We start from the raw sequence: 21,753 nt of genomic DNA on the forward strand, positions 1-21,753 counted from the left end.
GGAGCTGGATACGAAACCTGCTGGAGGACGATACTGAGGGTGAATAGTGGCTACAGAAGGACGGACCAATGACGATCTCCGCAGACCACACTGCACCGGACCAGGCCAGCAGGGCCCAGGCCGAGGACGCCCTCACCGAAGCTGCCAAAAAGTTCGGCATCACGGCTGAGGACTACATGCTCCCGGCCCGGCACCAGATCCAGATGGTGGACCCGGACGGCCGGCTCACGCCGGTTGGCGAGCAAGGCACCGAACCTGGCCACGAGTACCCCCTGCCCGGTGATGAGGAACTGCTGGCAGCGTACGAGCAGCTCGTCGTCGGCCGACGGGTCAATGACCAGAACTCGGCACTCGTCCGCCAGGGCCGTATGGCCGTTTATCCCTCCAGCCACGGACAGGAAGCCTGCCAGGTGGCAGCGGCACTGTGCCTGTCCGAGGGCGACTGGATGTTCCCCACCTACCGCGACGCGGTCGCCGTGATGACCCGCGGCGTGGACCCCGTCCAGGTGATGACCATCTTCCGCGGCGACTGGCACGGAGGCTACGACCCCAGCAAGCACAAGGTGGGCATCCAGTGCACGCCCCTGACCACCCAGCTGTTGCATGCCGTCGGAGTTGCCCACGCGGCCAAGCTCCGCGGCGAGGACACCGTGGTGCTTGCCATGTGCGGCGACGGCGCCACCAGCGAAGGCGACTTCCACGAGGCCCTGAACTTCGCCGCCGTTTTCCACCTGCCGGTGGTCTTCTTCGTCCAGAACAACAAATACGCCATCTCGGTGCCGCTGTCGCACCAGTCCGTGGCGCCGTCGCTCGCGCACAAGGCCGTGGGCTACGGCATGGCCGGCGAACGCGTGGACGGCAACGACGTCGTCGCCCTCCTCGCGGTCCTGGACCGCGCGGTGAAACTCGCCAGGGAAGGCTCCGGCCCGCTGCTCGTGGAAGCCAACACCTACCGCATGCAGGCCCACACCAACGCCGACGACGCCACCCGCTACCGGCAGGACAGCGAAGTGGCCGAATGGCTGGCCAAGGACCCGGTGAACCGGATGCGGACCTACCTGACGGACCGTGGCCTGCTCGACAACCAGGCCGAGGCTCGGATCGCGGAGAAGGCTGAGGCTGTGGCCACCCAGCTGCGTGACGGGCTCGGCGAGGACGTGCCCGTGGACCCGCAGGAACTCTTCCGCCACGTCTTTGCCAGGCCCACGCCCCAGCTGAAGGAACAGTCCGCCCTGCTGGCCGACGAACTCGCCCGCGACGTATCATCCCAGGAGGCAGCACTGTGAGCCCGACAGTCACCACCTCATCCGAGGCCAACGGCAACGTCAGCGCCGCCACCGCCCGCGCGGCCGCCTCGGCCGCCGCCACCGCGGAAGCCGCCGGCCCCCAGCCGGTGACCATGGCCAAGGCCCTTAACACTGCGCTGGCGGACGCCATGCACGATGACCGGTCTGTCCTGGTGTTCGGCGAGGACGTGGGCATGCTGGGCGGCGTCTTCCGCATCACCGACGGGCTTACCAAGACCTTCGGCGAGCAGCGCTGCTTCGACACCCCGCTTGCAGAGTCCGGCATCGTGGGCATGGCAGTGGGCATGGCCATGAACGGGATGCGCCCGGTGATCGAGATGCAGTTCGACGCCTTCGCCTACCCGGCGTTCGAACAGATCGTCAGCCACGTGGCCAAGATGCACAACCGCACCAAGGGCGCCGTGAAGCTGCCAATGGTGATCCGGGTTCCCTACGCCGGCGGCATCGGGGGAGTGGAGCACCACTGCGACTCCTCCGAGTCCTATTACGCCCACACGGCCGGCCTCAAGGTATTCACGCCGGCCACCGTTGCGGACGCCTACCGGATGCTCCGCGAAGCCATCGATTCGGATGACCCAGTCATGTTTATGGAGCCGAAGAAGCTGTACTGGTCCAAGGACATGGTGGACCTGGACGAGCTCCGGGAACAGCACGCCGCCAACGCGAAGTCGGGCCGGTCCTCGGAAGGCCGTGCCGCCGTCGCCCGCCCCGGCACCGACGCGACGCTGATCGCCTACGGCCCGTCCGTCCCCACCGCACTCGCCGCCGCCGAGGCGGCCGCCTTGGAAGGGCGCTCGCTGGAAGTCATCGACGTGCGCACCATCGTCCCGTTCGACGACGAAACCGTGTGCGCGTCAGTCCGCAAGACCGGCCGTGCAGTGGTGATCGCCGAAGCCCACGGCTTCGCGTCCGTTTCCTCCGAGATTGTGGCCCGGGTCCAGGAACGCTGCTTCCACCACCTGGCCGCACCCATCCGCAGGGTTACAGGATTCGACGTCCCCTACCCCGCACCAAAGCTCGAGAAGTACTACCTGCCCGGCGTGGACCGCATCCTCGACGCCGTCGACGACCTTCAGTGGGAGAACTGACCATGAGTGAACCGAAAGTATTCCTGCTCCCGGACCTGGGCGAAGGCCTCACCGAAGCCGAACTGATCGGCTGGCTCGTTGCTGTGGGGGACGAGATCCGCGTGGACCAGCCCATAGCCGAAGTGGAGACGGCCAAGTCAGTGGTGGAGGTCCCGTCCCCGTACGCCGGCACCGTTGCCGTGCTTCACGGTGAACCGGGCCAGATCCTGGACGTGGGCAAGCCGCTGATTTCTGTCACGCCGGTTGGGGCTGGGCCGGTGGTCGAGCCCGTCGAAACCGAGCCTGTTATAACCCCCGCCGGCCCCGTGATTGAGCCTGCCGAAACCGAACTTGGGGAGAGCGCAGCTGCCACTGAACCGGCGCATGCGGAGGCGGAGGCCTACCGCGAGGAGGAGAAGGCCGGATCCGGGAATGTGCTGATCGGGTACGGCACCCCGGGCGGGCACGGTGTTGCCCGGCGGACCCGGGTCCGCAAGAGCTCCGGAACCGCGGTGGTTGAGCCTGCAACTTCACGGGTTTCCACAGGCTCAGCCACCGATGGCGATCTGTCCCTCCTTCGGACCCGAGTTCCGGGCAAGCTCGGGGCGGTGATTTCGCCCCTCGTCCGGCGCATGGCCCGGGAACACGGCGTTGACTTGGGTGAGCTCCATGGCTCGGGGGACAGCGGACTGATCATGCGCAAGGACGTTGAGGCGGCCATCCGGACCGAGCAACCGGATGAGGTTCTGACACGCTCAACCACCGAAGCTCCGGCGGAGGTTTCGACAGGCTCTACCACCGAAGCCCAGGGCGCCAAGGATGCCCGGACTGGTCTGGGCATTTCTTCCCGGACGCCGGTCAGGGGAGTGCGAAAGGCCGTCGCCGCGAACATGACGCGCAGCCGATCGGAAATCCCGGAGGCGACTGTCTGGGTGGACGTTGATGCCACCGCGCTGGTGGAGCTCCGGAAGGCTCTCAAGGCAGGCGCATCCCAGGTGCCGGGGCTGCTCGCATTCATTGCCCGCTTTGTCACCGCGGGGCTGAAGAAGTACCCGGAGCTGAACACGCGGATTGAAACTGCAGCGGACGGCTCCCAGGAGATTATCCGGTTTGACGGGATCAACCTCGGCATCGCAGCCCAGACCGACCGCGGCCTTGTAGTACCGTCCGTCCGCGGAGCTGAAAAGCTCAGCGCCCGCGAGCTGGACGCGGAAATCCGCCGGCTCACCGACGTCGCCCGCCAGGGGAAGGCAACCCCGAGCGAACTGGGCAGCGGAACCTTCACCCTCAACAACTATGGCGTGTTTGGCGTCGACGGGTCCGCGGCCATCATCAACCACCCGGAGGTGGCCATCCTCGGTGTGGGCCGGATCATCGACAGGCCCTGGGTGGTGAACGGTGAGCTTGCCGTCCGGAAGGTGACTGAGCTGACGCTGACGTTCGACCATCGCGTCTGCGACGGCGGGACAGCTGCCGGCTTCCTGAAGTTTGTTGCGGATGCTGTGGAGAACCCGTCATGGCTGCTGTCGGAGATGTAACTGTCTCTTCTTGTGGTGTGTTGATCCAGGTAAAAGCGAACTCGGTAATATGCAAAGGCCGGGGGTTCGTAGCAGGTGAACTTTCCTCATTGCACCCAATTCGGCGGGCATCTATGGCTTGCGTCGCAGCCCCTAATTTTCGAGGGTGTTCTCGTGTGCGGACCAGCCTACCGCGTCACCCACGCTGCGACTGGGTTCCGCGATCGGCGGATTATCTGGTGATTGCCATCCGCTACGCGAGGGGCGGCACGAAGCGAGCAGGCGCACTCTGCAGTCCCTAGCCGGGGCTATCAGATTGGCTGGAGCAAAGTCGTGGTGGTCATGGACAGGGCGAGGTGTCCTCCCCCGGGACCCGGAGGTCTTCGAGGACCATCTCGGGCATCTGCCGCCAACTGTTCGCTGCCCACAGTGACCGCTCTGGGGTCGATCGCGACGCGGTTAACTCGACGTACGTCAGCCCGCCACATACGCGTGTGTGAGGGTAAAGGCCAGAGGGCAGCGAAGGTGCACATCAATGTCCCAAGATCGAAACTAGCTGTATGTATGAGGGTCCACAGACTCGAATGTGTCGCCCACTTTATGGGAGCCGAAGTAGCAAGTTAACTGAGCGAACATTCCCGGTTTTCTGTAGAGCTTGATTGCGGCGTTGCTGTTTCCTTTGTTGTTCGTATAGTCGCGGGTCTTCGTGTATAGGCGCAACTTTTCGTTCAAGAACTGTTGCTGCCAGCCGTTGCCGGTGTTCACCCAAACTTCGAAGAAGCCAGCGCTCTCGTCCTCGCTCATACGAGCTTGGATAGCAAAGTCCATCCAGCGGTTTCGGACGACCGGCATCTTCCATGGCATGTCATCGCCATAAGTAGCCGACCGGCGCCAGCCTATGAAATCGCCAGTGCTTCCGTCGATATAGATTTTTGTCGGTGATGCGCCGCCGTATGGAGAGCCGTAAATTTCAGCGAAATTCACCCACCCTCCTGGGGGAATAACAGGGAAGTCAACAGGGAGTAAGAGTGAGAACCCGAACCAGACCCGGTCGCCGTCTCGGATGTTCTGGTACGGATCCAATTGCGCCCTGGGAGCAGATGTTGGGCCAGTATCAGTGTCCAGGGGACTGAATTTGGCAACCATTCGTCCGCTGCCGAGAGGATCATTGACAAGCGCAACGCGTTCTGGGTGAACAACAGTTTCGTAGGCAGTCAGACCCTTAGACCCAAAGTCCGCATCAAATGCGCTGCTGCCGAATGGGTTGAGACTGGTCACCTTCATGCCGACGCATGGGCACGTTATGGACGTGCTGGGCCACGTGCTGATGCTGGCGGGAGGCGTGTCGGCGATATTCGCTATCACGAACCCCGATGAGCGATCGGCTGCGCTAGGGAGAATCGGAGACCCCAAGGAAACCCTCATCCCTGAGCCCACCTGTGTGAACTGAGGGGCGACACTTGCTGTGGGAACATAGACGGCGTAGAAGTACAGCCCGGGGTTGAGCGTCGTAACCATTGGGACTTCTTTGACGCCTGCCGTCGAGCTGGCAACAGGGCCGCTCTTCACGACGAGGTTCTTGGGCACGCCGAACCCATCTTCGCTGTAAATGGCAAGAGTGAAAGTCGATTCGGAACTTCCTGCCACCGACACTTCCAAAAACAGTGAACCGACGTTAATGCGTGATGGGCCTGGAATGAAGAATGGGAAGAGACGCATATTGTTGGCGCCGACATCCCCGCTACTCCCGCTGGTGGCGTCTCCGAGCCAGTAGTATCCCCCACCACGGTACTTCTGCGTTGTCGCGCCGATGGGGGCGAAACGCTGTGCGACGTCCACCTTAGCGTCCTTGGCAGCGTACTCAGCGCGGGTCAGGGCGGGCGTCGTCTTTGGATAGCGAGCGTCGCCAGCCTCCCTGATAGTGGCGGAAAGGTCAGGGAGTTGTGCGGGCGGAATTCTGGATTCACGATCCAGCGTTGCGACGCCCGAGGCGACACCTTTTTCGGCAATTGGTACGTAGCCCGTAGACGGGGCCTTATCTCCAGGGCCAGCATGTGCCTTTTTTTCACTGAGGATAGATATTGCCGATCCGCCGGTTAGTGCTGCTAGCAAGCTTCCAAAGCGGAGAAGCCCTCTGCGTTTGACTCCAGTACCGGTTTCGGTGTCCTGCGTGCTATCGCTTGACTCGCTACGCATCGAAGCACCGCGACTCATCCGCTCGCCTGTGCGAACTCCAACTGCGCTGGTCTCGGCAGAACTTAATCCACAATAGCTTGGCTTCGCCTCTTTTTGAGTTGGGAAAGAGCCGTCGCTTTAGTGGAATTAATATATTGGATAGTAACATCGGACCGCCTTAGTCTTACAAGATGCCGTCCTGAAAAGGGTAATTTTCTAGATTTGGATAAACCACAGTGGACCGTACTCGACTTATAAGTAGAAAGTACTTGAATAGGACTAGACGTACGCACTTCCGCACGCCGAGAATTGACTGGTCATCTAACTCGATACGAAATTGATGCAATATTGCGCTTACGGTGATGATAACTTGAGATGCTTTGAGGGAAACGTGGCGGCGGAAGGAGGTAAACTGTCGATTTGTGGCTGTTGGGGGATTGATTGCATGCCGTAGCAGAAAAAGGGGCCGGGGGCACTGCCGGGATGTGCGCGTCTAGCATTCAATCAGGTACTCGGCCACGGGCCATGGCGCCCGAAGCTGCCACAAGTATTCTGAACCCGGCCGACTACCGCGTCACATCGGCCACCGCGCGGGTCGATGGGCGGCCGCCGGATCTAGTAGCTTCGCGGCGGACGAGCGGCGTCACAAGGGCCTTCGGGACATTTTCGTCCCCGGGGCCGTGGAACTCGCCTGGTCTCAACCACTGATGGTTCCGCGAGAAATGCGCCAGCCGCGGCTCTGGGCCGTCGAGTCCACGCGTTCAACAGGACACTCATGCTTCTGACGCCTCCTAAGCGGTCCTTGGAAGGACGCAGAAGCCCGAGTAGTCGCTTGTCAAAAGACGAGTACTGCCAGACGGTAGAACAGGTAGGGGAAGGTCTGTGACTGGGCCGTTTCACCGTTGTACAGTCCCAAGATGAAGGAAACAAAGGAACCATCGGGTGGATCGGCCGAGGTCCGTGCCGACGTGATTCGGCACCTGTTGCGGAGTCAAGATGCTACGCCCGAGGAAGCCGACGCGGCCTTCGATAGAATTTTCCATTGGAGGGTCAGCTTTCGCTACTTTGACGAACAGTTCCTAAACATAAAGGACGCTGCTGTCCTCGCTCTTCACGAACTGAGGGAAGGCGTCCAACCTAAATAGCTGTCAACCCACGAGGAATTTGGATCGGCGGTGTGCTTGACGCCGGCAAAGGTTGTCGAATCTGAAATTCTTTCCTCCAAGCCTCGCCTAAGAGAGAAAGCATTGGCGGCAATACTTAGTCCCAGCCCCGCTTAATATTAGAAATATTTGGCAATGCTGGTGTCCGACATCGGTTCGTCCGTCCGCCGCCGAGCAAGACCCTCAGGGAAATTATAGAATCTGTAAGCGGCCGGGTAGCGCCGGGTCTGCCAATAGGGAAACACCAGTATGAAAACGCCCTGTGCCCTTCGAGGCCGCCACTGAGCCCACCCTCCTCGATGCCGAGTCCTTGGTGCTGGATCCGCGACGGATCGATGTACCAGCCGCCCCGCCGGCCCTTCAGTTGGGAGGGACGGCGCAATATGTCCCTCACCTGGGAGCACCCGGCCCGGTGACGGGACGTGTTCATTTGGCGGCCTCGTGCCCGTCTTGCGGACAGGAGACTACACCACGACTTTCTAGCCCAGAGCAGTGGTGGCAGCCAGCACCGTCGCCCAGAGTTGCCTGCAGGTTGTCATCCGGACAGTAACGGCCGTGCGAGCCTGAAGCCTGCCCGGACCTGTGTCCGCTGACAATCTGTTGAGGTTCGGTTACGCCGCGTCGACCATGCTCACCCGTTCGGTGAGGGCTGCCACAGCCGTTTCGTCGTCACGTCCTGCCGGGGGCAGGCAACGGCCAGTTCCATGAGCCGTCGCTGCTGGTAGTGGCACGCCCAGCCATTCGGTAGACAACCTCCGCATCGTTGTCGGTTTTGATCCGGATTTCTGCCTCTTATAGTTTGATGTGATTGTTGCCGTCGCGAAGGCCAACGTACACCGAGCCGGCATCATCCACGACCTCTACGGGCTTGCCCACCGCCTGCTTGACGCCGCCAATCTCAGTTGCCATCGCCGCGGCTGTCGCCGCTTCGTTCTCCGCCGGCGCCAGGCAGAGCGGCCTGGTAGCTCGTAACGTGCACTGCCAGCTGGCGTTTCGGTAGTTAAGCTCGCCCTCATTCACCGATTCCCTGGACCAATCTTCTGGATACCAGATTGACCAGATCGGCGCGCTGGTGAAATCGGAGTCGTCAAAAAGGTAAACAGCGCCGCCGGCATCCGCCAGGGCAGCCGCGTCCGCTGACTCTTCCAGGCCACCGTCTCGCTAAGTTGGGGACAGGAGGACGTCCGGCTATTTGCTGCCGCCGAATAGTCCGTTGAACACCTACGCACCGGCGACGGCGCAGACGCCACCTGCAAGCCAGCCCCAGATGGGTTTGCTCGACTTGGGTAGTGCGCCTGCGTAAACGTCGGGGCCTGGCGGTAGTGCAGGCCAGGCACTCCACAGGGCTGCTGGCCCGGCTGTCGAGGGTAAGGGGTTGTCCTCCGTGGTCCGGGGCCCGGGGATGGGCGGATACACAGATCCGCAGTCGGCAGTTGTTTGTCGTGCTGCTCTTTGCTGTGCACTGGTTCCTCGATATTTGGCGCGACAAGTGCAAGCCTCAGCATGTCGTTCGCGGAGCACGTCTGGCTGGGGCGCGGGTATTTTGGGGTCGCTTCTATGGCCCATCCGGGACACATCAGCGAAGATTTGTACTGTGGCACTACCCCTCATCATCTTCCTGTCCCGGGCCTTCCCTTTCCACGGAACCCCTTGGCTGATGCCTGGATTGCCGCCCCGCTGTCCCTTGGGCTGGCGGCGGCACCCCTAGCCGGTTCCGCGTCCCGGAAAGTCCATGGCCCCCTCGGGGACAAACACAACTCATGTTGCGCCGTGGGTACAATCGAGGCCAAGACGAACGTAACTGCTTGCCGGAGGTATGGAGAAACAATGTCAGAATGGCTCGAAGTCGGCGCGGACAACTATGTGCTGGTCACCGAAGGTTCGCTGCTGAACACCGGCCTGATTGTTGGATCCGAGCGGGCCATAGTGATCGACACCGGCTGCGGCCCGCGGCAGGGACGCGAGATCCTGGACGCCGTGCGGGAGAAGACCCAGCTGCCCCTCGTCGTGGTCAACACGCACGCCCACTACGACCATTTCTTTGGCAACGCCGTGTTCGCAGCGGACGGTGCCACCGAATTCTGGGCGCACGAAAACTGCGCCGCGGAAATCGAGGAGCGCGGCGACCTGCAGCGCCGCTTTGTGGGCACGCTGGAACCCGAGATGTCCACCGGCGAAGGCGAGAACGTTGAACTCGTAGTGCCCAACGCCATCGTCAAGGAGCAGCCGGTATTGGTGGACCTCGGCGGGCTGACCGCCACCCTCTTCTACCTGGGCCGCGGCCACACCGACGGCGACCTCTTGATCGGCACGCCGACGACTCTGTTCGTGGGCGACCTGGTGGAACAGGGCGCGCACCCGTCCTTCGAGGACTCCTTCCCCGAGGAGTGGGCGGACTCATTACGGCACATCTCCGCGCTGCGCCACCGCTACGAATTCCTGATCCCCGGACACGGCGAGCCCTGCAGCGACCAGTTCGTAAAGACTATGGCCAACACCATGACCACAGCCGTGCGGCAGGCCCAGCAGTCCATCCGTGAAACGCCGTCCGACGCTACCAAGGCCATCCCGGTCCTCCCGTATGGCCCGGAACAGTCCCGCTGGTTCATCAAGCGATTGCAGGAGACCCGGCCGCAGCACTGACGGCGACGCCGGACGTTCAGGCACTTCATAGGTCACATCCAGCTTGACTTGATCAGCCGGAAACATTGTGCGAGTAGCCTCGCGTCATGGGTAACTTCGGGGGCACACAATACGCACGCGACTCACGGCGGGAACTCCGGCGGCGCAGAATCCAATGGATGTCCTACGTTTTGTTTGGCGCGTTGGCCGCGGCCACAGTGGGCGTGGTGGTGTTGGCATTGACCCGCTGATTCGGGCGGCGAGAGTGCGGTGGGTGATGTGATTTGTAATGTCGGGCGCATACAGGTAGCGTCCACGTTGATCTGATATGGGGGATCACCAACAACCAATGGAGGTTCGCGTGGCTCTCGCTGACTACGCCCTTGCGCTCTGCGCGCTGCTGGGCACGCTGTTAATCCCCTGTGCAGTTCTGTTCCAGATGCTGCGGCTGAAGCGCCGTGCCATGCGCGTTACCGCACATCCCCACCGCACCCCGAGGTAGTCACCGCCAGCATGCCGTACGTCGACATCAACCCCCACAAAGGCCGCCCCAAATGGCAGGGCTATGCCGTCCTTGCCATCCTTCTGATCCTCACGGCGAGTGTGGTGGGCGCGGCCCTGACCCGCGTCTGACCACTGGATTCCTTCCCAAGCACCTAGACTTGCTGTTTGAACCAGACAGTAAAGTGCCGCAAAACTTTTTGCCGAACGTCCTGGGGGGACAGCCATGCCCGATCCGGCGGATAAGAACGCACGCGCCAATGCACAGGATGCAGGCCAGCCGCAGCCACGCCGACGCCGTGACCTCCGTCGCGCCGACGGTGAACTGAGCGATGCCCAGACAGGAACCATGCCAGCCGTAACGCCCAATCCTTCCAACCCTGCCGACGCCGGCCAGCCGGTCACCCGCCGGACCTCCTGGGCCGAGGCGGCAGCCGCTGCTGATGCTGTGAAACCCATCGAGCACGTCCCGGCACCCACGCGCCGTCCCGCGAGGCCGCCAGCCACATCCCAGCCCCAGACCGGAGAGTACGAGGCCCCGGAGCCCGGCACCGCTGCTGTGGCGAGTCCCGCCGTCGAGCCTGCCATGCCGCCCGCGCCCGCAGAGGCCCCCGCGTTCCGCCGCGTCCGCCCCACCGCCGCAGACGTCATCTCCGACACACCCATGCCGGACTTCATCAGCTCCCCGGGGCTGTTCGTCAAAGAACAGAAGCCTCGCCCCGTCGGCGGCTTCCGCGGTGCCGTCTACTCCCTGACCGGCGGAGCCTGGAACATGGGCCCCGGCGCGAAGCAGCGGCAGGAAGACGAACTGGGCCGCCGTATCGCCCGCCAGCTGCAGGGTAGCTACAACACCGCCATCCTCAGTCTCAAGGGCGGCATCGGCAAGACCTCCACCACCGTGGGCGTGGGCCTGACGCTCGCCGAATTCCGGGGCGACGCGCCGTGCGCCATCGACGCCAACCCGGACTCCGGCGATCTCGTGGAACGAGCGCTGGGGGAGGGCATCTACCAGCAGGCCAGCCCGCGCACCATCACCGACCTGCTCCGGAACATCGACACCGTCGATTCGCTCACCGCCCTGGCCCGGTACATGCACCACGCCGGCCGGCTGCACCTGATCGCCGGCGAGCAGGATCCGGAGGTTTCGGATTCTCTCACGGCCGCTGAGTACCTGCGGATCCGCAGGCTCATCTCCAGCTACTACTCCGTGGCGCTGACAGACTGCGGAACCGGCGTCACCCACAACGCCATGAGCGGGATCCTGCAGTCCGCCGACAACCTGGTGATCGCCGCCGGTTACGCGGTTTCTGGCGCGAAGCGGGCCCGCAGCACCCTGCACTGGCTGGCCAGCCACGGCTACGAGGACCTGGCCCTGAACGCCATTGTGGTGATCACGGACAAGGACGAGGTTTCCTCCCGGGTGGACAAGGACGCCATCGAGGAGCACCTCTCCGGAATCTGCCGCCAGCTGATCGCCGTTCCGCACGACCGCGGTGTGGCCGACGGTGACCTGGTCACGCTCGACGTGCTGAAGCCGGAGACGCGGCGTGCGTACAAGGAAATCGCCGCTGCCATTGTGGACGGGTACCAGTAGGGGTTCCCGTCCGGGGCGCGTCGTGTGACAGCCTGTGGCATCGCCGACGCTTAATCGTGACCAGACACGCCTGCGTTCCTGCGTTGACACCGAGGCTTGAGGAATAGATTCGGTGCACCAGCCATATGAAAGGTGCGTCAACGATGACCATTCTTGAATACTTCTCAGGCGTTGCAATCATCCTCGGATCCCTCGTGGGTACCATGGGCCTCTCCGCCGTGGTTCTGCGTTTCCGGCGGACCCACTAGTTACTCGGGGTCCTTTGCCCAGGCCATCGGACGGGCGGCCCATGAGCGAACGATGGTGCGGCGGTCTTTTTAGACCGCCGGTTCCTGCCGTGAGGGCTGGGCTTCCAACCCCTGCAGGTCTGACCGTGCGTCGAGCAGCAGTCCGGGTCCGGCCACCATCAAGGCCGTGACGATCCCGTGCAGGAGCTGCGCGGCTTCCGAGGCTTCCTCGAACCGCCCGCAGCGGATCAGGGACTCGATGCGGCTGCAACACGTCTCTGCGTCCACAGCGCCGGTCATGGCCGACGTGATCTTGAGGCTCAGAGTGGCGTCCATGGCGGCTTTGGCGTCGCCGTCGGCCAGGGTGTCGAGGATCCGGGTGATCCGCCCCGGCAGCATGGACAGGAAGTCCCCAAGGAAGTTCAGCGCGGCGGTGGGGTTCTCGATGTCCTCCGCCAGTCGACGAATGGTCGCCGGTTCCAGCCGGGCCGGACCGCCCTCAGGCAATGTGGTCTGCCCTGGGGTGGAAAGTCCCGACGCCGCGGCGGGGGGTGCCTCGGCGCCGGGACGGCTTTATGACCGCGGCGGCGGTCTCGGCCGCCGCGGAAGTTTCAGTTAGTGCTCTCATCGCTCCTGCCCTGCTAAATGGTCCCGATGGTGGTCAGGAGGTCAGCTTGGCGGTGCCAGCTTCATAACACCGCCAAGCGCTTGAGACCGCCGGTTGCCCGACAGAAAGCCCGTGCGTCGCGGGGGTCCAACCCCAGTCTTGCCCCTTTTGATTCAGCGCCTCGGGCCTTGTAGAAACTACTGTGCACGGCCGGGATCAAGGACCGCGGAAGGTGCGGTCAAGAATCACGCAAGAGTTCCCAAGCCCTGGAAATCCGGGGTTCGGCTTCGGGTGTTTCCCTTACCGCTGTACGGGATGCCGATGTCCGTGCGGCTGACGCCGCACTTGTACAGCGCGACAACGCAAATGCCGATGCAAGGGCGTCAGATGGTGAGGTTGTAGGCTTCCCGGATCCACGCGGCCAGTTCGGCGTCGTTCTCTTCGGGGTCCAGCAGGATGATCTCGTTGTGCCATCGGTTGGCGGATACACGCTCGGCTCGATGCACCCTGGCGGAATCGAGCTGCCTGTCCAGAACAATGTTGACCAGGATCCCGCCGCGGCGTGGATGGATGCCGAGGAAGGCACGCCCGTGCGACACATGAAACGACGACGCGTTCTCCTGAAGTTCACACCCGTCGAGCGTCGTAATCCGGTCGATGAGCGCATCGTAGATCGTGGATGAGGTGGGGTCCCCGTGGATTCGTTCGCGGGCTGTGCGCGCCATGCAGTCAGCATACGGGTGACGCCGGCGGCGAGGCCACAGCGTCCCGGTTCATGCTGTTCCCTGGACGCCTTGGCGGTGCCACCGTGATGACACCGCCAAGGGCTAGAGACCACCGGTTGTTCCCCGGCAAAAGGCCTTCACACCACGGGAGGCTTACCCAGTTTTGCAACCCGTGGACTCAGCGCTAGGGCCTTACGCGAACCACTGTGCATGGCTTGGCTCAAGGCCGGCCGCAGTATTGCTCAAGAATTGATCAAGATTCCGGGGAGTCCAGCCACTCGTCAAAGCTCTGGCGTCCGACGGCGGCACCCGCCGCCGGGAGCAGCGCACCGCTGCGCATTGCTTTCCAGAGCGGTCCCGGGGCGGTGAACTCCAGGACCAGGCGCTTCTTCCCGCTCTTCCGGAGGTACCTGTCTACGAGGTTTTTGAGCCGCTCGGCCTTCGGCCCGCCCAGGTCCGGGAGGCGGCGCTGCGGGCCCACTTCGGCCGCGTGCACCAGTGCTTCGGCCACTTCCGCGGCGGCGATGGGCTGGGTCTTGAACCTGGGCACGAGAACCACCGGCCCCAACGAGGTGCGTCCCAGCACTTGGGTGACGAACTCGTGGAACTGGGTGGCCCGCAGGATGGTCCACGGTATGTCCCCGCCGCGGACCTCCTCTTCCTGGGCCATCTTGCCTGCGTAGTAGCCGGCCGGGGCCTTGTCCACGCCCACGATGGAGAGCAGGACGTGGTGCTTGACCCCGGCCGCTTTACCCTCGCGGTGCAGGTTTTCGGTGGTGGCCATAAAGAAGTCCACCGATTTCTTGGTGTGCATGGTCTGGATGCTGGCCACATCGATCAGCGTTTCCACGCCCTTCAGCGCTGCGGCCAGGCCCGTGCCTTTGACCAGGTCCACCCCCTCATGCCTGGTCAGGCTCGTCACCTGGTGACCGCGCTCCCTGGCGATACGGACCACGTGGCGGCCAACAATTCCGGTTCCCCCTGCAACGGCAATGTTCATGCCTAAAGTCTATGGCGAGCCGCTCAAGAGGAACCGGCCTGCGGCCACTTCATTGGCCACCGGGTTGGCGACCGTGCGGAGCCGGGGCGTGCCGGCGGCCGCGGTCACTGTCAGCGTCACGGGCACGTCCACGATCGGCAGCGGGACCGCCATGATCCCCTGGCGGCCGGAAACCTCCAGCACACCCGCGTCAACGATGACCCGCAGCTCGGATCCCGCATCGGCCGGGAAGAACACATCGGCGAAATCCGGGTTCCCGCCGGCCGTCACTTCGATGCCGTCGCCGTCGTGCCGGAGGGAGGCAAGGGTCCCGGCCCGCGTTCCGAGGCTGATGACCGTCCCGGCGGTGACAGTGCACCGGAGGTCCGCGCCGCCGTCGAGCACTGACTCGAAAACCGCAGCGTCCACCTGCTCCAGGTGGCCCGGCCCGGAGTACCCGGCGAGGTCGGTGTGCGGGGCAGCCACCAGGGTGTCGCCGTCGAGCGTCAGCGTGTGCGGAACGCTCAGGGCGCTGGCCCACAGCCCGTCCGGGCTGATGACGCCCCGGACCCAGAAAATCAGCGACGGCGCCCCGTCCCTGTCCCGGAAGAACGAAGGCGCGTAGTAGCTCTTGCCGTAGCTGAGCTGCCCCCAGGAGCGTGCGGTGAACCTGCCGTCGGAGTAGCTGCCCACCCCGTACGCCACGTAGTGCAGGACGTCGTCCTCCCAGATGGAGGTCACCAGCACGTGGGAGCCGTCAATCTCGAACAGCTGCGGGCATTCCCACATGGTGCCTGTCCATACCGGCTCTGTTTCGGTGCCGGCCCTCTGCGCGGCAATGCCGTCCAGGGTCCACTGCTGCAGGTCAGGGGAGCTGTACGAAACCGCCGCCGCCGTTCCGCCCTCCAGCCCGGCGCCCACGAACATCCGCCACTGCCCGCCGTCGCGGAAGACGAACGGGTCCCGGTAGGCCACCACGCCAAGGTCCGGGGCGGTCATCAGTTTCGGGCCCTTGGTCCACGAGTTCCAGGAAGCGTCATCGGCGGTGGCCGTCCTGACGGTCCCGATGCCGAGGTCCGGTTCGGTGACCGAGGTGTAGAACATGGTGGCCTCACCATCGGTGCCGGTGACGATGGAACCCGACCAGACGCCGTCGTCCCCCTCCCCGGGTGCCACCGCGACGCCCTGCTCCGTCCAGGCGATCATGTCCGGGGACGTGGCATGGCCCCAGTGGCAGGTGGAGGCCCACGTGGTGCGGCCAGGGACGTACTGGTAGAAGAGGTGGTACTGGCCGTCCTTCCAGGTGACGCCCAGGGGATCGTTGATCCATCCCTCAGCGGCGGTGAAGTGGAAGGCGGGGCGGGGTTCCTGCGCGTTCATGCTGATCCTTCTGTGCTTGGTTGGGGGAAGGGGTTCATTGGGCCAGGACGCTGTTGGCGGCCAGGAACCGTTGCCGGATCTCCCGAGCCTGCTCGGCGTTGGCCTGTTCCCACTGGTCGATTTCCGCCTTGCGTTCGTTCCGGACGGCGTCCCGGGCTTCGGTGAACTGCTTCATCCGTTCGGCGGAGGCGTCGCGGGCGGCCTGCTGGGCCGGCGTCAGCTCCGGCAGGGGGCGCTCCTCCACCTGGTCGCGGGGCCGCAGCGGCAGGCGGTCCTCCACGGCGTCGATCTCCAGCACGGGGGAGGGCAGGGTCTGGTACCAGTAGGCGGTGGAGGACCAGTCATCGGAGAGGTGGTTGGCGTGGCCGTGCTCGAACGTGACCTTGATGCGCTTCTGGAACCTGATGGGATCGGTCATGTGGAAGCGGTAGCTGTGGTGGAAGCCCGGGACGTTTTCCTCGTGGACCATGGTGCCGTTCATCAGGAAAGCGTTGTGCTGCATGCCCCAGGCGTGGCCGAAGTAGTCCTCCATACCGGTGCCGTGAAGGCTGGGCGGCCAGGTGTCGTCGTCGATGAAGATCATGTCGTCGCCTTCGCCCCACCAGGAGCCCTGGAAGTGGCGGACGGCCAGGTTGCAGCCCACGTAGTGGCCCTGGCCCTCGGTCTCCAGGACGACGTAGTTGTCCTCGCCGGAGAGGTTGGGGATGGCCACCTCGATGCTGTTGGTCTGCAGGTCCGGGCCCCAGCCGGCGTTGGGCTTCTGCCGGCGCCAGTGGGCGTGGAAGTACGCGGTGTCCTCCGCCAGGGGCTCGGTGTAGAGCTCGTAGTCGATGTAGAAGTACTGCAGGTAGGGGATGTCGTTCTGGTTTTCGACGGTGATGCGGGCCCGGGAGTTGAAAGGCATCTCGAAGTAGCTGTTGAACGCCGCGCTGCCGCCGAAGGTGTTCAGTTCCCCCTCCTTGGCGGAGACGGAGAGCGGCAGCGAATCGTAGGAGCCGGACAGGGAGTTCAGCAGGCCGAAGAAGTCACCCAGGGGCGCGATCACGCTGGGGGTTTCCTGATCGTCCCAGTACATCCGGACGACGATCTTGCGGTAGTAGTCCGGGTCCACCACTTCCCAGCTGACACCCAGGGCATTGTGGATTTCGAGCATGGGCACGCCCACCAGTTCGGGGGAGATCTGGCCGGGGCCCGGCTGGATCCGGCAGGACTGCGTCATCCAGATGTGCGTGATGGAGCCCGGGCCCTCGATGTCCGCCAGGACGCGTTCCTCGCCGGGCATCACGATCCAGTTGTCGCGGTTCCGGCCGGTCTGGTCCCAGCTGGAGGCACGGGCTGTGCGGGCGGTGGAGAGCTTGGTCAGGCTCGAGAGCAGGCCTGAGCGGGGCGATGAAGACATAAGTGTTTGTACCTTTCGGGAAAGTTGTTCAGCCCTTGACGGCTGACTGGGTGAGGCTGGCGATGATCCACCGCTGGGCCACGAGGAAGACGATGAGGGCCGGGGCGATGGCGATGGTGGTGGCTGCCATCACCTGGGCCACGTTGCCGGCGCCGTACGGGCCGAGCATGAGGACCAGACCCAGCGGCAGGGTGGCGGTGTCCGTGCTGTTGAGGAAGATCGACGGCGCAAAGTAGGCGTTCCAGCTGCCCAGGAACGTGATCACTCCGAGGGTGCTCACGGCGTTCTTGGCCAGCGGCAGCGCGATCAGCCGGTAGGTCTGCCAGGCGGTGGCGCCGTCCATCCGGGCCGCGTCGATGATCTCCTGCGGCAGGCCCAGGAAGAACTGCCGCAGCAGGAACACGCCCAGGGCTCCGGTGATGCCGGGCAGGATCAGGCTGAGCGGGTTGTCCAGCAGGCCGAAGGTCCGCATCAGCAGGAACAGCGGGATGATGGTCACCTGCGCCGGCACCATCAGCGAGGACAGCAGGCCCACAAAGATGGAGTTTTTGCCCGGGAAGTCCAGCTTCGCGAACGCATAGCCGGCCATGGGTGCCGTGAGGATCATGCCGATGCTGACGGCGATGGCGATGACGGCGCTGTTGAACATGTTCTTGAGGATCGGCACGGGTCCGCTGACGGCGGCCGCGTAGTTGGACCAGTCCCACTCGGTGGGCAGCCACTGCGGCGGCAGGTCGTACGCCTGGCCGGCGTCCCGGAGCGAGGTGGTGAACATCCACAGGAACGGCGCGATCATCCCCACAGCGCCCAGGACCAGCAGCACCACCGAAATGGTCTTGCCGATGCCGGGGCGGGGCCGCCGCCGTCGTACGCCTTTTGCGGAACCGGCGCGTCCGGCACCTGGCCGGGACGGAAGGGCAGTGGCGTTACTCATTGGTGACCCATGACTTTCGAAGGCGGAACTGCAGCAGCGTCACCAGCATGATGATGACGAACAGGGTGACCGCGATGGCTGAGGCGTAGCCCATGTCGAACTTGTTGAAGGCAACTTCGGCGATATACATCACCACGCTGCGGCTGGCATCGCCCGGTCCGCCCCGGGTGAGGACGATGATCGATTCGTAGATCTGGAACGCGCCGATGATGGTGATGGTGATGTTGAAGAACGTCGCCTGGCTGATCATCGGCAGCACGATCCGGCGGAAGACCTGCCATTCGTTGGCGCCGTCCATCCTGGCGGCCTCCACCATGTCCTTGGGGACTTCCTGCAGGGCTGCCACATAGATCAGCATGGCGAACCCCACGTTCCGCCAGGTGTCCACGATGATCACCGACACCTTGGAGAACTCGGAGCTGTTGAGCCAGTCGATCCGGTCCCCTCCCAGCGCGGTGATGTAGTAGTTCAGGATGCCCGTGTCCTTCTGGAAAAGTGCCTGCCAGATGATGGACACGTACACCAGCGCCACCAGGTACGGGAAGAAGTACGCGGAGCGGAACACGTAGGTCAGGGCCCGGGGGAGCCGCTGGTTGATCAGCACCGCGAACAGCAGCGCGAACCCGTTGATCAGGACGACGGCGGCGCCCACGTAGAGCACTGTGTTGCCGTACGTCGTGGCCAGCCGCTCGTCCCGGAACATGCGGGCGTAGTTGTCGAGGCCGATGAACTTCGGGGCGGTGAGGATGTTGTACTTGGTGAGGCTCAGGTACAGGGCGGCAACCAGCGGGCCGAGGATGAAGACCAGGAAGCCGATCACCGTGGGGGCGGTGAAGAGGTAGCCGGTGAGGGCTTCCCGACGGCGGGCGGCGCTTCGGTGCCCGGGGCGCCCCCCGCGCCCCGAAAGGGGCGCGGACGGCAGCGCGGTTTTGGGGGCAGTCATGGTCACTGCTGCAACGCCTCCTCAACATCCTTCTGGGCCTTCTCCAGCGACGCGCCGATGTCCTGGCCGGACATGATCTCGTCCATGGCCCGCATGAACGCAGGATCCAGCACGTTGTAGACACCCGGGGCGGCTACCGGCTTGGCGTACGAGAGGGAGTTGTAGAACTCCTCGGCGTGCTCCGGGGAGGCCAGGAACTCCGGCGATGACGCGGCAGTCTTGGTCGACGGAACGGCGGCGCCGGCGTCGGCCCACTGCTTCTGTGTCTGCTGGTCGGTGAGCATCTTGATGAACTCCCAGGACAGCTCCTGGTTCTTGGAGGCCTTGGAGACGGCGAACGCGCCGGCGCCGAAAACCGTGGACTTGGTGGTTCCCTTCGGCCAGGGCAGGATGTCGTAGTCCTTGAAGCCGGCCTTAGCGAAGCCGCCGGTGACGAAGTGCCCGGCGCCGGTCATGGCCGCCTTGCCGGCGGGGAACAGCTGGTACGGGTCCGCCCCCTTCGGCTGCGGCGACACGCCCTGCTTGGTGGCCAGGTCCCGCACCCATTCCACGGTCTCCTTGACCTTCTCGTCCGTGAGCTGGGCCGTTTTCAGGTCCTCGCTCATCATGGAGGTGCCGTTGGAGTAGAGCCACGGCGTGATGCCGAAGGAGTAGTACGGCATGGCGAACCCGTACACCTTGTCCGCGCCGGAACCCGTGGTCAGCTTCTTGGAAATTTCCAGGAACTCATCCCAGGTCCAGTCGTCGCTGGGCCGCGCGATGCCGGCGGCCTCGAACATCTTGGTGTTGTAGAAGATCACCATAGTGTTGAAGGTGTTGGGCATCAGATAGGTAGAGCCGTCCTTGCTGAATCCTTCAAGCAGCTTGGGATCGATGTCCGCGCGAAGGGACTTGGCCTCGGGGTCGTTCTCGAGGAAGCCGTCCAGGGGCGTGAACAGGTCGTTGGCCAGGCCCAGTTCCACGCCCTCGGTGGCGATGTTGATGACGTCCGGAGCCTGCCCGGCGGCGGCCTGGGTGACCAGCTTGTTGACGTATTCCGTCCACGTGGTGATCGGGGTGAAGTTGTTGTTCACCGTGACGTTGGGGTACTTCTCCTTGAAGCGTTTGGCCACGCCGTCGTAGACAGCCTTGTCGCCGGGATCGCCCCAGTTGGAGACGGAGATGGTGGCCGTGATGTCCTTGGCCGGTGCAGTGTAGGGCCCGTCAGTGGCCGGGGCCGCCGTCTGGGTGGCGCTCCCGCAGCCGGTGAGGGCCAGCAGGGCCACGGCTGCCGCCGTGGCGATGGACGTGCGGAGGGTTTTTCTCATGTGATGCTCCTTTGCATGCGGCGCCCGGAGGGGGCGCTGATGGGATGCGATGGGTTTGAACAGCAGTTATTGGGTGACGCGGTTATTGGTGGAGCTGTCAGTGCGTGCTGCGGTCAGTCGGTGGAGCTGCGGAATTCGATCTCTGATTCGAGCCGAAGGATCCTGGCTGGGGCTGAGGGGTCCTGGAAGCGCCGCATCAGTAAACTGACAGCGCTCTCGCCCAGCCGGAAAGCCGGCTGGCGGACGGTGGTGACCTGCGGCTGGAAGAGATCCGAGTAGGTGAAGCCGTCGAACGTGGCGAAGGCCATGTTCCCGGGCACCCGCAACCCCGCGTGCTGCAGTGCCCTCAGGGCACCCGCCGCCAGCAGCGTGCTGCAGGCGAGGACCGCCGTCGGACGTTCACCGGCCTCAGCGGAAGCCCGGAGGACCGCCTGGACGCGGTCAAAAGTCTGGGCCGCGGTGACCGTGCCTTCGCACAGCAGGCCGGCCGGCACGTCCAGGCCCCGCTTGAGCATGGCGGCGCGGAACCCGTCATGGCGCTCGCGGAGCGACGAGACCCGCAGGTCGCCGGAAACCAGCATGATCCGTTCATGCCCGCGGTCCGTGAGGTGGTCAACCAGGGCTGCCATGGCCGACTGGTTGTTGACGCCCACCTGGTCCACGTCCAGGTCCGCGAGGCGGTCCAGCAGGACCAGGGGCTTCTTCTCCTCGCGGATCCGCTCGAGCAGCAAGGGGCTTGAGCCGGCTGCCCGGGCAAGGATCAGGCCGTCCACGCGGCGGTCCAGGAGTGCCTCCACGGCTGCGCGCTCCCGGGCGGGATCTTCCGCCGAGTTGGCCAGCAGCAGGGACAGGCCGTGCTGTGCGGCGGCTTCCTCCACCCCGTGCACCATGTCCGCGAAGGCCGGCTCCCCGGCATCCGAGACCACGAGGCCGATGGAGTCAGTCCTGGCACGACGCATGGAGCGGGCCAGCACGTCCCGCCGGTAACCGGTGGCCTTCACAGCGCTGATGACGCGCTCCTTGGTTTCCGGTTCCACGTGCCGGGTGTCGTTGAGGACGTGCGACACAGTGGACGTCGAAACGCCGGCAAGTGAGGCGACATCTACGATGGTGGCCACTGCGACTCCTTCTAGCGAAACGATTGCGCGAACGTTTCGATAGTAGAGACAAACGTTTCGGTGTGCAATGGGTCACACTGAAAATTGTTGAGGTTTCGTCCTCGGCAGCCGGTCCGCAGCGGCTGGACAAGCGCGAACGTACAGTTGAGGCCCCTACGCGCGAGGGGCCTCAACTGTACGTTCGCGCC

The 21,753-nt window shown here is 64.1% G+C and carries 17 protein-coding genes; 7 read left to right on the top strand and 10 right to left on the bottom strand.

Annotated elements, in window-relative coordinates:
- The first annotated feature begins 68 nt into the window (after positions 1–68).
- From pdhA to J2X42_RS13975, 3 genes are read left to right on the top strand one after another with little or no spacing between them, the layout of a single operon-like run.
- Positions 69–1,286: a pyruvate dehydrogenase (acetyl-transferring) E1 component subunit alpha gene (gene pdhA, locus J2X42_RS13965; RefSeq protein WP_310166074.1), complete on the top strand. Its 1,218-nt coding sequence runs from the start codon at positions 69–71 to the stop codon at positions 1,284–1,286.
- A complete protein-coding gene (locus J2X42_RS13970; protein ID WP_310166075.1) occupies positions 1,283–2,395 on the top strand; it encodes an alpha-ketoacid dehydrogenase subunit beta in 1,113 nt (370 codons plus the stop codon). Before pdhA ends, J2X42_RS13970 begins: the two co-directional genes overlap by 4 nt.
- 2 nt (positions 2,396–2,397) lie before the next feature.
- The gene (locus J2X42_RS13975) at positions 2,398–3,912 is read left to right on the top strand and encodes a dihydrolipoamide acetyltransferase family protein (protein WP_310166076.1); all 1,515 of its coding nucleotides are present in this window, start codon (positions 2,398–2,400) and stop codon (positions 3,910–3,912) included.
- 531 nt (positions 3,913–4,443) lie between these two features.
- Here the strand turns inward: J2X42_RS13975 and J2X42_RS13980 are convergent.
- Positions 4,444–6,087, bottom strand: a complete 1,644-nt coding sequence (locus J2X42_RS13980) for a heparin lyase I family protein (RefSeq protein WP_310166077.1) — start codon at positions 6,085–6,087, stop codon at positions 4,444–4,446.
- Between the two features lie 2,969 nt (positions 6,088–9,056).
- On the opposite strand from J2X42_RS13980, the gene J2X42_RS13985 reads away from it, so the two are divergent.
- The 4 genes from J2X42_RS13985 (at position 9,057) to J2X42_RS14000 (ending at position 11,946) form a co-directional block, all read left to right on the top strand.
- The gene (locus J2X42_RS13985) at positions 9,057–9,872 is read left to right on the top strand and encodes an MBL fold metallo-hydrolase (protein ID WP_310166079.1); all 816 of its coding nucleotides are present in this window, start codon (positions 9,057–9,059) and stop codon (positions 9,870–9,872) included.
- Between the two features lie 86 nt (positions 9,873–9,958).
- Positions 9,959–10,102: a hypothetical protein gene (locus J2X42_RS13990; RefSeq protein WP_310166081.1), complete on the top strand. Its 144-nt coding sequence runs from the start codon at positions 9,959–9,961 to the stop codon at positions 10,100–10,102.
- A 110-nt stretch (positions 10,103–10,212) separates the two neighbouring features.
- Positions 10,213–10,353, top strand: coding sequence for a hypothetical protein (locus tag J2X42_RS13995; protein WP_310166083.1), 141 nt, complete (start codon positions 10,213–10,215; stop codon positions 10,351–10,353).
- A gap of 348 nt (positions 10,354–10,701) precedes the next feature.
- Positions 10,702–11,946, top strand: a complete 1,245-nt coding sequence (locus tag J2X42_RS14000) for a MinD/ParA family protein (protein ID WP_310166085.1) — start codon at positions 10,702–10,704, stop codon at positions 11,944–11,946.
- 317 nt (positions 11,947–12,263) lie between these two features.
- On the opposite strand, the gene J2X42_RS14005 is transcribed toward J2X42_RS14000, so the two are convergent.
- From J2X42_RS14005 to J2X42_RS14045, 9 genes are all read right to left on the bottom strand, one after another.
- On the bottom strand, positions 12,264–12,680 hold the full coding sequence (locus J2X42_RS14005; RefSeq protein WP_310166087.1) for an Hpt domain-containing protein: 417 nt from the start codon (positions 12,678–12,680) through the stop codon (positions 12,264–12,266).
- A gap of 483 nt (positions 12,681–13,163) precedes the next feature.
- Positions 13,164–13,505 (bottom strand): DUF5655 domain-containing protein, encoded by a 342-nt coding sequence (locus tag J2X42_RS14010; protein WP_310166088.1) that lies wholly within the window; start codon positions 13,503–13,505, stop codon positions 13,164–13,166.
- Between the two features lie 253 nt (positions 13,506–13,758).
- Positions 13,759–14,505, bottom strand: coding sequence for an NAD(P)H-binding protein (locus tag J2X42_RS14015; protein WP_310166090.1), 747 nt, complete (start codon positions 14,503–14,505; stop codon positions 13,759–13,761).
- A 9-nt stretch (positions 14,506–14,514) separates the two neighbouring features.
- Complete coding sequence (locus tag J2X42_RS14020; protein ID WP_310166092.1) at positions 14,515–15,864, bottom strand: glycoside hydrolase family 32 protein; 1,350 nt, start codon at positions 15,862–15,864, stop codon at positions 14,515–14,517.
- Positions 15,865–15,898: 34 nt separating this feature from the next.
- Positions 15,899–17,263: a glycoside hydrolase family 172 protein gene (locus J2X42_RS14025; protein ID WP_310166094.1), complete on the bottom strand. Its 1,365-nt coding sequence runs from the start codon at positions 17,261–17,263 to the stop codon at positions 15,899–15,901.
- Positions 17,264–17,291: 28 nt separating this feature from the next.
- The gene (locus J2X42_RS14030; RefSeq protein ID WP_310166095.1) at positions 17,292–18,197 is read right to left on the bottom strand and encodes a carbohydrate ABC transporter permease; all 906 of its coding nucleotides are present in this window, start codon (positions 18,195–18,197) and stop codon (positions 17,292–17,294) included.
- Positions 18,190–19,140 (bottom strand): sugar ABC transporter permease, encoded by a 951-nt coding sequence (locus J2X42_RS14035; RefSeq protein WP_310166096.1) that lies wholly within the window; start codon positions 19,138–19,140, stop codon positions 18,190–18,192. The genes J2X42_RS14030 and J2X42_RS14035 overlap by 8 nt, the downstream gene beginning before the upstream one ends.
- A 2-nt stretch (positions 19,141–19,142) precedes the next feature.
- Complete coding sequence (locus tag J2X42_RS14040; protein ID WP_310166097.1) at positions 19,143–20,447, bottom strand: sugar ABC transporter substrate-binding protein; 1,305 nt, start codon at positions 20,445–20,447, stop codon at positions 19,143–19,145.
- Positions 20,448–20,560: 113 nt separating this feature from the next.
- Positions 20,561–21,565, bottom strand: a complete 1,005-nt coding sequence (locus tag J2X42_RS14045; protein ID WP_310166098.1) for a LacI family DNA-binding transcriptional regulator — start codon at positions 21,563–21,565, stop codon at positions 20,561–20,563.
- Positions 21,566–21,753: the final 188 nt, after the last annotated feature.

It is taken from the genome of Arthrobacter sp. BE255 (genome assembly GCF_031457335.1).
Taxonomy (GTDB): domain Bacteria; phylum Actinomycetota; class Actinomycetes; order Actinomycetales; family Micrococcaceae; genus Arthrobacter.